We start from the raw sequence: 9275 nt of genomic DNA on the forward strand, positions 1-9275 counted from the left end.
CCGACGTCGGGCGCATCGTCGGGAACGGGTTGCGGCCGCCGTCGGCGCCGGCGACACCGGTCCAGGCGAGGAACGAGCGGCGGGACGGGGCGGCGTCGGTCATGGCATGTCCTGTTCGGCGGGGGGATAACTGGGCCCGGAATGTCGGCATTGTGTAGTGAGTGGTCAGAAACGTGCACCTGAACGTCCGGAAATGTCAACGAAACGATCGAAACTGATCGATAGCGCGAAGGTGCGCGGACAACTGCCGTTCCCCGGGCCCGGATTCCGATCGCCGGGCCCGACGCCGCGTGACCGGCCGGGCGCTAGCGTCAGGCGGATGAGGGCGACGACGAACGACGACGCCCGGCTCGCCGCCGCGCGCAGCGACGTCGCGCCGTTCCACGTCATGCGGGTGCTCGATGCGGTCGGCGCGCGGCGCCGGGCCGGCCTGCCGGTGCTCGACCTGTCCGCCGGACAACCGTCGACGCCGGCCCCCGCCGCCGTGCGGGCGGCTGCTCACGCCGCGCTGGACACCGACCGTCTTGGCTACACGAACGCCCTCGGCATCCCGGCGCTGCGCAGCGCGATCGCACAGCACTACCGCGAGCGCGAGGGCCTGGACGTCGCGGCGGACAACGTCGTCGTCACCACCGGCTCGTCCGGTGGTTTCCTGTTGTCCTTCCTCGCGGCCTTCGACGTCGGCGACACCGTCGTGGTCGCTCGACCGGGCTACCCCGCCTACCGCAACATGCTGCGCGCACTGGGCGCTGACGTGGTCGAGCTGCCGTGCGATGCCTCGTCACGTTTCCAACCGACCGTCGCGCACCTCGAGTCGCTGCCACGCCCGCCTGCCGGCCTCGTCCTGGCCAGCCCGGCCAACCCGACCGGCACCGTCGTCGCGCGCGCCGAGTTCGCCGCACTCGCCGCCTGGTGCGATGCGCACGGCACGCGGTTGATCAGCGACGAGATCTATCACGGCATCACCTACGGCTCGCCCGCGACGACCGCGTGGTCGTCGGGTCGCGAAGCCGTCGTCGTCAATTCGTTCTCGAAGTACTTTTCGATGACCGGCTGGCGGATCGGCTGGCTGCTCGTGCCGGACGCGCTGCTCGACGCGGTCGACCGGCTCACCGGCAATTTCACGATCTGCCCGCCGGCGCTGTCCCAGCACGCTGCGGTGGCGGCGTTCGACGCCTACGACGAGCTCGACGCCAACGTCGCGCGCTACGCCGACAACCGGCGACGCCTGCTCGACGCGCTGGCCGAGGTCGGCATCGATCGCATCGCGCCACCGGACGGCGCGTTCTACGTCTACGCCGACGTCTCGCGGTGGACGGCCGACTCGATGGGCTGGGCGGGCAGGCTGCTCGACGACACCGGTGTCGCGGTCGTGCCGGGCCTGGACTTCGACCCCGTCGACGGTGGCAAATTCGTCCGCATGTGCTTCGCCGGCGACGGCGACGACATCGTCCGGGCCGCGACGCTGATGGGCGAGTGGCTGGCCGACAAACCGGTGCGGTAATCGCGCTTGCCGGTCAGGGCACCAGCACGATCTTCGCGTGCACACCACCCGCTTCGCCGACGCGATGCGCCTCGGCGATTTCGTCGAGCGGAAACGTGCGCACTGCCGGCACGGTGAACTGCCCGGACTCGATCAAGCCACCGATCTCGTCGAGGACGTACAGCGCACGGCCGGTGTCGCCCTTGCTGAACCGCACCCCGTACTTCTGCGCTCCCGCGAAGTCGGCGACCGTCAGGACGTGGTCCGCCCCGCCCGCGAGCTCGATCAACTCCGGCAGGACCCCGCTGCCGGCGACGTCAAGTGCGAGGTCGACTCCGTCGGGCGCGAGCTCTCGCACCCGCTCCACGAGGCCCGGACCGTAGGTGACGGGCTCGGCGCCGAGCGAGCGCAGGTGGTCGTGATTGGCGGCGCTTGCCGTGCCGATCACCCGCGCGCCGCGCGCCACCGCGAACTGCACAGCTGCGCTCCCGATGTTGCCGGACGCGCCGTTGATCAACACCGTGTTGCCGCGCTGCACGCCGAGCTGGTCCAGGGCGCGCGCCGCCGTCTCAGCGGCGGCCGGCAGCGAAGCGGCCTCGGTGAAGTCGAGGGTAGCCGGCATCGGCGCGTAGTAGGACAACACCGCAGACTCGGCCTGAGCCGCGCCGTCGGTGCAGAAGCCGAACACCCGGTCGCCGATCGCCACGTCGGCGACGTCCGCGCCGAGCTCGTCGACCACGCCTGCGGCCTCGTAGCCGAGCGTCTGCGGCAGGTCCTGGTCCATCTGGCCCGCGCGCTTGTGCCAGTCGCTGGCGCCGATGCCGGCCGCGCGCACCGCGACGCGCACCTGCCCGGGACCAGGATGCGGCTCGGGCAGCTCGACGATCTCCAGGACCTCCGGGCCGCCGAAGCTGCTGAACCGGGCTGCTCGCATCGCGCCTCCTGGTGTCTCAGGTCGGGCGCAACCTTCGCACACGTTGCCCGGCGGCTGGCACAGTGAAGACCGTGGACGACGAGACCCGAGCCCGGCGCGAACGGTGCCACACCTTCGTTCACGGTGACGGCCTGGTCCGGCCCGCTGATCTGCTGGCCGGGATCGGTCACGACCCGGTGCCGGACGTCTACGGCGACGGCGGTGTCGTCGCCGATCTCGAGTCGACGGTGGCGCAGCTGCTCGGCTTCCCGGCCGCCGTGTTCCTGCCCAGCGGGACGATGGCACAGGCCGCCACCTTGCGGGTGCACGTCGACCAACGCCCGTCGCGGACCGTGCTGTGGCATCCGATGTGCCACCTCGCCACCCACGAGGGTGAGGCGTATGCGCGCGTCCACGGCCTGACCGGCCGGGCGATCGGCGAGCGCCAGCGGTTGCTTACGCGCGCCGATCTCGAGGCAGTGGCCGAGCCGCCGGGGGCGGTTCTGTGGGAACTGCCCCAACGCGACCTCGGTGGCGAACTACCGGCCTGGGACGACCTCGTCGACCAGGTCGGCTACGCGCGAGAGCGCGGCGCGGCGGTCCATCTCGACGGCGCTCGGCTGTGGGAGGCGAGCGCCGGGTACGAGCGACCGCTGGACGAGATCGCCGGGCTGTTCGACACGGCGTACGTCTCGTTCTACAAGGGCATCGGCGCGCTGTCGGGGTGCTGTGTGGTCGGCCCGGCCGACGTCGTCGCGCAGGTGCGCGAGTGGCGCCGCCGCCTCGGCGGCACGTTGTTCGCCATGTGGCCCGCCGCGGCGTCGGCACTGAACGCGCTGCCCGAGCGGCTGGCCGAGATGCCGGCGCGCCTCGCGCACGCACGCGCCATCGCCGACGCGCTGGGCGCCGTCGACGGCGTCCGGGTCCTGCCCGACCCGCCACAGACGCCGATGATGCATCTGCTGTTCGCCGTGTCCGAAGACCGGTTCACGGCCAACGCGCGCCGCCTGGCCGAGGACGAGGGCATCTGGGTGTGGCCCGAGCCCATGCCGACCGACGATCCCGGTGTGGTGCGCTGCGAGTTGTCCGTCGGCCGGGCGACCTGCCGTCTCGACGCGCCCCGGGTCGCCGAGATCCTGGCGGCCCTCTGCGCATGACGACCTTCGTACACATGTTCTAATCGACGGATGCCGCCGCGGGTGCTCGCCGACCTGCCCGGCACGCTCGCCGACCTGTACGCCTGGGGCCGCACCGACGGCGGCGAATGGTGGGCACTGATCGCGTGGACCGAGCAGGAGACGCGGCGCACGGGCGGTCATGTTCCGATCCTGCGCTCGGCCTGGGTGCCCGCGGCGGGCGTGCATCAGTCCGCCTACCCGCGGCCGCACACCTACCAGGGCGTCGTGTGGCTCGCCCTGCCGACGGATTCGTCGACGTGGCCCGCCCTGCATGTGCGCACCGGCCACCGGTACGGGCACCTCGGCCGGGTCACTGCTCAGGTGGTGCGCAATCGGTCGCACGGCTCGGCGTACGGGTGAGCGCCGGCGAGCGGTCAGCGCGGCGGGCCGTCCGGAGCCGGCACCGACTCGAGAATCTCCACGTCGTCGCCGACGTGAACGGCGGCTCCCGGGTTGTCCGGGATGAGGTCCATCCCGAACCACGTTGCGCCGTCCCATCGTCGGTGCCGCGCGAGCGTGGCGATCGGTTCCTTGCCGCGCGCGGCGGTGACCGGGTCGACGAGCGTCATCACGCACCGGTCGCAGCCCTTCACCGCGCGGAAGTAGGCCTCGCCGATGCGCAACCGTCGCCAGCCGTCCTCGGCCCATGCGTCGGTGCTGTCGATCACGACGTTCGGCCGGAAGCGGATCACCGGCAGCGGGCCCTCGTCGGCGCGTGGGCCGGCGGCGATGAGGTCGTTGAGCGCGTCCATGGAACCGGTCGTCACGGCGAGCAACGGGTAACCGTCGGCGAAGCTGACGCGGTCGTCCGGTCGGGACCGGTCCTGGCTCGGCCGGCGCCCGTCGGTGTCGTCGAGATGAACGAGCCGCGCGGGCTTGCCGAGCACCTTGCTGAACCAGGCGTGTGCCGCGTCGTCGGCCACCGACGCGAGCACCTCGGTCTTCCACACGTACACCGGCAGCCTGTTCGCCGGATCCGGCACGGGCACGTGCAGCGGCGGCATGTCCGGCGCCACGAAGTCGAGGCTGCCGTCGTCGTGCAGCGTGGGGACGACGAGCAGGAGGTGCCCGTACTCGCGAGCGGTGATCAGCATCGCGTCCTCGTCGACGATCATCCAACGGCGGTCGCCGGCGAGGCCCTGCCGCTCGACGATCGCGCTCGTCATCGCCTGGCCGCGGCAGGACTTCACCGGGAAGCGGTTGATCGCCTGCAGGGTCGCGCTCACCGCGTCAGCGTAGGCGTCAGCGGCTGACGAGCAGCTGCCGGAACGCGGCAAGCCGCGCGGGGGTCGCGTGCCCCTCCCGCACCCACGCGTCCAGGTGGCAGCCGGCCTGCTCGGCCAGGTGCTCGCAACCGGACAGGCACTGCGTCGCGCCGTCCTCGAGGTCCGGGAACGCCCACAGCAGGTCGTCGGCACCGACGTGCGCCAGCCCGAACGAGCGCACGCCGGGGGTGTCGATCACCCAACCGCCGCCGGGCAGGCGCAGCGCCACCACCGACGACGACGTGTGCCGGCCCTTGCCGACCGCACTCACCGTGCCCGTCGCGCGGTACGCGGTGGGCACCAGCGCGTTGATTAGCGTCGACTTGCCGACACCGGAATGACCGACGAACACCGACACCTTCCCGGCGAGGTGGGTGCGCAGTTCGTCGAGCGAGTCGCCGCGACGGGTGACGAGCGCGGGCACCGACAACGGCGCGTACTGGGTCAGCACCGGGTCCGGCGACGCAAGGTCGGATTTGGTCAGGCACAGCAGCGGCTCGATGCCGGCGGCCAGCGCGGCCACGAGGCAGCGGTCGATCAGCCCGAATGATGGCTCCGGGTCGGCCAGCGCCGACACGATCACCAACTGCTCGGCGTTCGCGACGATGACCCGCTCGTGCGGGTCGCTGTCGTCGGCGGTGCGGCGCAACACCGTCTCGCGCTCATCGAGGCGCACGATGCGCGCGAGCGTGTCCGTGGCGCCGGACAGGTCACCGACGACGCCGACGTGATCACCGACCACCAGCGGAGTGCGGCCCAACTCGCGGGCGCGCATCGCGTTGACCTCGATGTCGTCGACGAGTACGCCGAAGCGGCCGCGGTCGACGCTGAACACGGTGCCGGCCTCGGCGTCCTCGTGCGCCGGACGCTGCTTCGAGCGCGGCCGGGTGCCGCGCGGGTTGGCGCGGCTGCGGACGTCGTCCTCGTCCAGCGCGCGGCCCGAGCGCGGCGGCCTCGACGACGCCATTCAGCCGGCCAGCATCGCGGACCACAGGCCGGTGAAGTCCGGCAGCGTCTTGCCGGTGGTCGCGATGTCGTCGATCTCCACGCCGTCGACGGCAAGGCCGAGCACTGCGCCCGCGGTCGCCATCCGGTGGTCGGCGTAGGCGTGCCACGTGCCGCCGTGCAGCGGAGCCGGCCGGATCGCCAGGCCGTCGGCATGCTCGGTGACGTCGCAGCCCAGCGCGGTCAGCTCCGCGTACATGGCCGCGAGCCGGTCGGTCTCGTGCCCGCGCATGTGCCCGAGGCCGGTGAGGTGCGACGGCGAGTCGGCCAGCGCGGCCAATGCCGCCAGCACCGTGGCGAGCTCGGTGACGTCTCGCAGGTCTGCGTCGATGCCGGTGATCGTCCCGGTGCCGCGCACCCGCAGGCCGTCGGCGTCGAGCCGGACGTCCGCGCCGATCGCGACCAGCAGCTCGCGCAGCGCGTCGCCGGCCTGGGTGGTCTCGTGCGGCCAGTGGGGGATGCGCACCTCGCCGGCAGTGACGAGCGCCGCCGCGGCGAAGGGCGCGGCGTTGGACAGATCGGGCTCGATCTCGTGCGTGCCGCCGCGGATCGGCCCCGGCGCCACCGACCAGCCGGCCGGCCCCGCCGGCGCGGCCTCGACACCGACGCGACGCAGCACGTCGAGTGTCATGTCCACGTGCGGCCGGGAGGGCACCGCGCGGTCGCCGGTGTGCACGACCTCCACGCCCTTGTCGTAGCGCGCGCCGGCGAGCAGCAGGCCCGACACGAACTGCGACGTCGCCGACGCGTCGATCTGCACTCGGCCGCCGGTCACCGCGCCGGCGCCCAGGACGGTGAACGGCAGCCGACCGGTGCCGGCGTCGTCCACCTGCACGCCGAGCTGACGCAGCCCGTCGAGCAGGTGCGTCATCGGCCGCTCGCGCGCGTACTCGTCGCCGTCGAAGGACACCGCACCGTCGGCGAGCGCCGCAACCGGCGGCACGAAACGCATGACGGTCCCGGACAGCCCGACATCGATGCTGCCGCTGTGCAGAACGCCGGGTGTGACCAGCAGGTCGGCGCCGTCGTCCACGACCGTGGCGCCGAGCGCCCGGATCGCGTCGGCCATCAGCAGCGTGTCCCGCGCGCGCAGCGGCGCCACGAGGCGGGTCGGGCCGTCGGCCAGCGCGGCCAGCAGCAGCAGCCGGTTCGTCAGCGACTTCGAGCCGGGCAGCGTGACCGACGCGTGCACCGCACGGGTGGCGCGTGGGGCCGGCCAGCTGGACATGACGCACAGTCTGCCGCACCACACACGGGCCTGGACGTATGCGCGATGCGCGAGACTCGGCGCCATGGGCTCCAGCGACGACGGTTGGGCCGGCGCGCGGCTGGCCGGCCTGTTCGCCGACGACGCCTATGCGACGGTCAAGGGCTACGTGCGCACGTACGTGATGCATCAGCAGTTGCTGCAGCACCTGCCGCCGGCGCCTGCGCCGGTGCTGGACGTCGGCGGCGGTGCCGGCCACCAGTCGTTCCCGCTCGCCGAGGCCGGCTACGACGTGACGTTGCTCGACCCGTCGGCGGAGATGCTGGACAAGGCACGTGGACGACTGCCACGGCTCTCCGACGCGGCGCGTGGCCGGGTCACGCTGCTGCACGCCGACGGTCTGGACGCCGCCGACGCGGTCGACGGACGCCGCTTCGCCGGCGTGCTGTGCCACGGCGTCCTCGGTTACCTCGACGAGTCCGGGCCGCTCGTCGACCAGCTGTGCCGATGCGTGGCTCCGGGCGGCATCGTGTCGATCATGACCGGCAACGCCGACACGATGGCGGTGCGCCCGGCGATGGAGCAGCGCTGGGCCGACGCGTTGGCCGCGTTCGATGCGACCCGCGAGGTCGGCGTGCTCGGCGTGCCGGCGCGGGCGGACACCGTCGACGAGCTCAGCGAGCTGCTGCTCGCAGGTGGCGTGCCACCGGAGCGCTGGTACGGCGTGTGGCTGTTCGTCGACTGGCTGGAGTTCACCGGTGTCGAGCTCGACCCGACCGACGAAGGGCAGGTGGCAGCCACGGCCGCGGCGGAATTCGAAGCCGCCGCCCGTGACCCCTACCGCCAGCTGAGCCGCGTCTTCCACCTCGTGGGCCGTCGCACCGAAGGCTGATACTGGACCCATGTGCGGTCGCTACGTGTCGGTGCAGTCGGACGCGGACCTCACCAGCGAGTTCGACGTCGAGCGGGTGGTCGGCGAATCGCTGGCGCCGTCCTGGAATGTGGCCCCGACCGATCCGGTGCGCATCGTCTTGCGCCGGCACCCCACCGGCGAGCGCGAGGCCGAGCCGATCCGGCAACTGCGCACCGTCGAGTGGGGCCTGCTGCCGAACTGGTCGAAGTCCCGGACGGGCGGCGCAAAGATGATCAACGCGCGCAGTGAGACCGTGGCGAGCAAGCCGGCGTTCAAGTCCGCCGCAGCGCGCCGGCGCTGCCTCACGCCGTCCGCCGGCTACTACGAGTGGCGCAACGACGGCGGCAGCAAGACGCCGTTCTTCCTGCACGCCCCGGGCGAGGCGACCCTGGCGATGGCCGGGCTCTACGAGATCTGGCACGACAAGTCGCTGCCCGACGACGACCCGAACGCCTGGGTATGGACCTGCACGATCATCACCCGGCCCGCCACCGACACCCTCGGCGCCATCCACGACCGCTGCCCGGTGCTGGTGCCGCCGCAACTGCACGAGCAGTGGCTCGACTGCAGCGCCGACGACGCCGCCGTCGCGCAGCGACTGCTCGAACAGATTCCCGAACCGCATCTCGAGCCCCGTCAGGTGTCGAAGGCCGTGGGCAACGTCCGCAACAACGGGCCGGAGCTCGTCGAGCCGGCCGTCGACGACACCACGGACGCCGTGGACGAACCCGCGCCCGCCCAGCAGATGCTCGACATCTGATGCGGCTGGAGATCCCGACGCCCGGCGGTGCGGCCGTCGCCGAGCTGGATCGCCCGCGTGGCGGCCTGCGTGCGCTGGCGGTGCTGACCCACGGCGCCGGCGGCGGCATCGACACCGCAGATCTGCTGGCGATCCGCACCGCTGCGTTGCACAGCGGCATCGCGGTCGCGCGGCTGCTGCAGCCCTACCGTGCGGCGGGCGGGCGCACCCCCGCCTCGCCGGACCGGCAGGACGAAGCGTGGCTCGCCGCGGTGCAGGTGATCACCGCGCGGCGTGGGCTGCGGCGCGTGCCGCTCGTCGTGGGCGGCCGGTCGAACGGCGCGCGCGTGGCCTGCCGTACTGCGCTGAGGTCCGATGCCGCCGGCGTGCTCGCCCTGGCCTTCCCGCTGCACCCGCCGGGCAGGCCGGACCGCAGCCGGCTGCCGGAACTCGACGGCGCCGGAGTGCCGACCCTGGTGATCCAGGGCGACCGAGACCCGTTCGGGATGCCGCCGCCCGGCGAGCGGCGGGAGATCGTCGTGATCGACGGCGCGGACCACGGCCTGAAACGG

General features: G+C 72.7%; 9 protein-coding genes and 1 pseudogene. 6 read left to right on the top strand and 4 right to left on the bottom strand.

Annotated elements, in window-relative coordinates; genetic code table 11:
* Positions 1-319: 319 nt before the first annotated feature.
* A complete protein-coding gene (locus ACFFCN_RS13040; RefSeq protein ID WP_375492228.1) occupies positions 320-1504 on the top strand; it encodes an aminotransferase class I/II-fold pyridoxal phosphate-dependent enzyme in 1185 nt (394 codons plus the stop codon).
* A 13-nt stretch (positions 1505-1517) separates the two neighbouring features.
* On the opposite strand, the gene ACFFCN_RS13045 is transcribed toward ACFFCN_RS13040, so the two are convergent.
* Positions 1518-2417 carry an NADP-dependent oxidoreductase gene (locus tag ACFFCN_RS13045; RefSeq protein ID WP_375492229.1) on the bottom strand — a complete coding sequence of 300 codons (900 nt, stop codon included), beginning with the start codon at positions 2415-2417 and terminating at the stop codon, positions 1518-1520.
* Positions 2418-2488: 71 nt separating this feature from the next.
* Between ACFFCN_RS13045 and ACFFCN_RS13050 the strand changes: the two genes are divergently transcribed.
* Entirely contained in the window at positions 2489-3553 is a 1065-nt protein-coding gene (locus tag ACFFCN_RS13050; RefSeq protein ID WP_375492231.1) for a threonine aldolase family protein, read from the top strand.
* Between the two features lie 30 nt (positions 3554-3583).
* Positions 3584-3934: a hypothetical protein gene (locus ACFFCN_RS13055; protein WP_375492232.1), complete on the top strand. Its 351-nt coding sequence runs from the start codon at positions 3584-3586 to the stop codon at positions 3932-3934.
* A gap of 14 nt (positions 3935-3948) precedes the next feature.
* Here the strand turns inward: ACFFCN_RS13055 and ACFFCN_RS13060 are convergent, their stop codons facing one another.
* The 3 genes from ACFFCN_RS13060 to aroA are packed head-to-tail and all read right to left on the bottom strand — an operon-like array spanning position 3949 to position 7072.
* The gene (locus ACFFCN_RS13060; protein ID WP_375492234.1) at positions 3949-4800 is read right to left on the bottom strand and encodes an MOSC domain-containing protein; all 852 of its coding nucleotides are present in this window, start codon (positions 4798-4800) and stop codon (positions 3949-3951) included.
* 16 nt (positions 4801-4816) lie between these two features.
* A complete protein-coding gene (gene rsgA, locus ACFFCN_RS13065) occupies positions 4817-5806 on the bottom strand; it encodes a ribosome small subunit-dependent GTPase A (RefSeq protein ID WP_375492235.1) in 990 nt (329 codons plus the stop codon).
* On the bottom strand, positions 5807-7072 hold the full coding sequence (aroA, locus tag ACFFCN_RS13070; RefSeq protein ID WP_375492237.1) for a 3-phosphoshikimate 1-carboxyvinyltransferase: 1266 nt from the start codon (positions 7070-7072) through the stop codon (positions 5807-5809).
* A 64-nt stretch (positions 7073-7136) separates the two neighbouring features.
* Between aroA and ACFFCN_RS13075 the strand changes: the two genes are divergently transcribed.
* The 3 genes and pseudogenes from ACFFCN_RS13075 to ACFFCN_RS13085 form a co-directional block, all read left to right on the top strand.
* On the top strand, positions 7137-7943 hold the full coding sequence (locus ACFFCN_RS13075; RefSeq protein WP_375492238.1) for a class I SAM-dependent methyltransferase: 807 nt from the start codon (positions 7137-7139) through the stop codon (positions 7941-7943).
* Positions 7944-7953: 10 nt separating this feature from the next.
* Positions 7954-8724, top strand: coding sequence for an SOS response-associated peptidase (locus tag ACFFCN_RS13080; protein WP_375492239.1), 771 nt, complete (start codon positions 7954-7956; stop codon positions 8722-8724).
* A pseudogene (locus ACFFCN_RS13085) lies at positions 8724-9239 on the top strand (alpha/beta family hydrolase); the annotation flags it as partial. The gene ACFFCN_RS13080 and the pseudogene ACFFCN_RS13085, both read left to right, overlap by 1 nt.
* Positions 9240-9275 lie beyond the last annotated feature (36 nt).

Origin of the sequence: uncultured Jatrophihabitans sp., assembly GCF_964246335.1 — a bacterium.
Taxonomy (GTDB): Bacteria; Actinomycetota; Actinomycetes; order Mycobacteriales; family Jatrophihabitantaceae; genus Jatrophihabitans.

Coding starts and splice junctions, on each gene's coding strand:
- rsgA (WP_375492235.1), bottom strand. CDS start 5,806: ATGGCGTCGTCGAGGCCGCCGCGCTCGGGCCGCGCGCTGGACGAGGAC.
- ACFFCN_RS13080 (WP_375492239.1), top strand. CDS start 7,954: ATGTGCGGTCGCTACGTGTCGGTGCAGTCGGACGCGGACCTCACCAGC.
- ACFFCN_RS13055 (WP_375492232.1), top strand. CDS start 3,584: ATGCCGCCGCGGGTGCTCGCCGACCTGCCCGGCACGCTCGCCGACCTG.
- ACFFCN_RS13040 (WP_375492228.1), top strand. CDS start 320: ATGAGGGCGACGACGAACGACGACGCCCGGCTCGCCGCCGCGCGCAGC.
- aroA (WP_375492237.1), bottom strand. CDS start 7,072: ATGTCCAGCTGGCCGGCCCCACGCGCCACCCGTGCGGTGCACGCGTCG.
- ACFFCN_RS13075 (WP_375492238.1), top strand. CDS start 7,137: ATGGGCTCCAGCGACGACGGTTGGGCCGGCGCGCGGCTGGCCGGCCTG.
- ACFFCN_RS13045 (WP_375492229.1), bottom strand. CDS start 2,417: ATGCGAGCAGCCCGGTTCAGCAGCTTCGGCGGCCCGGAGGTCCTGGAG.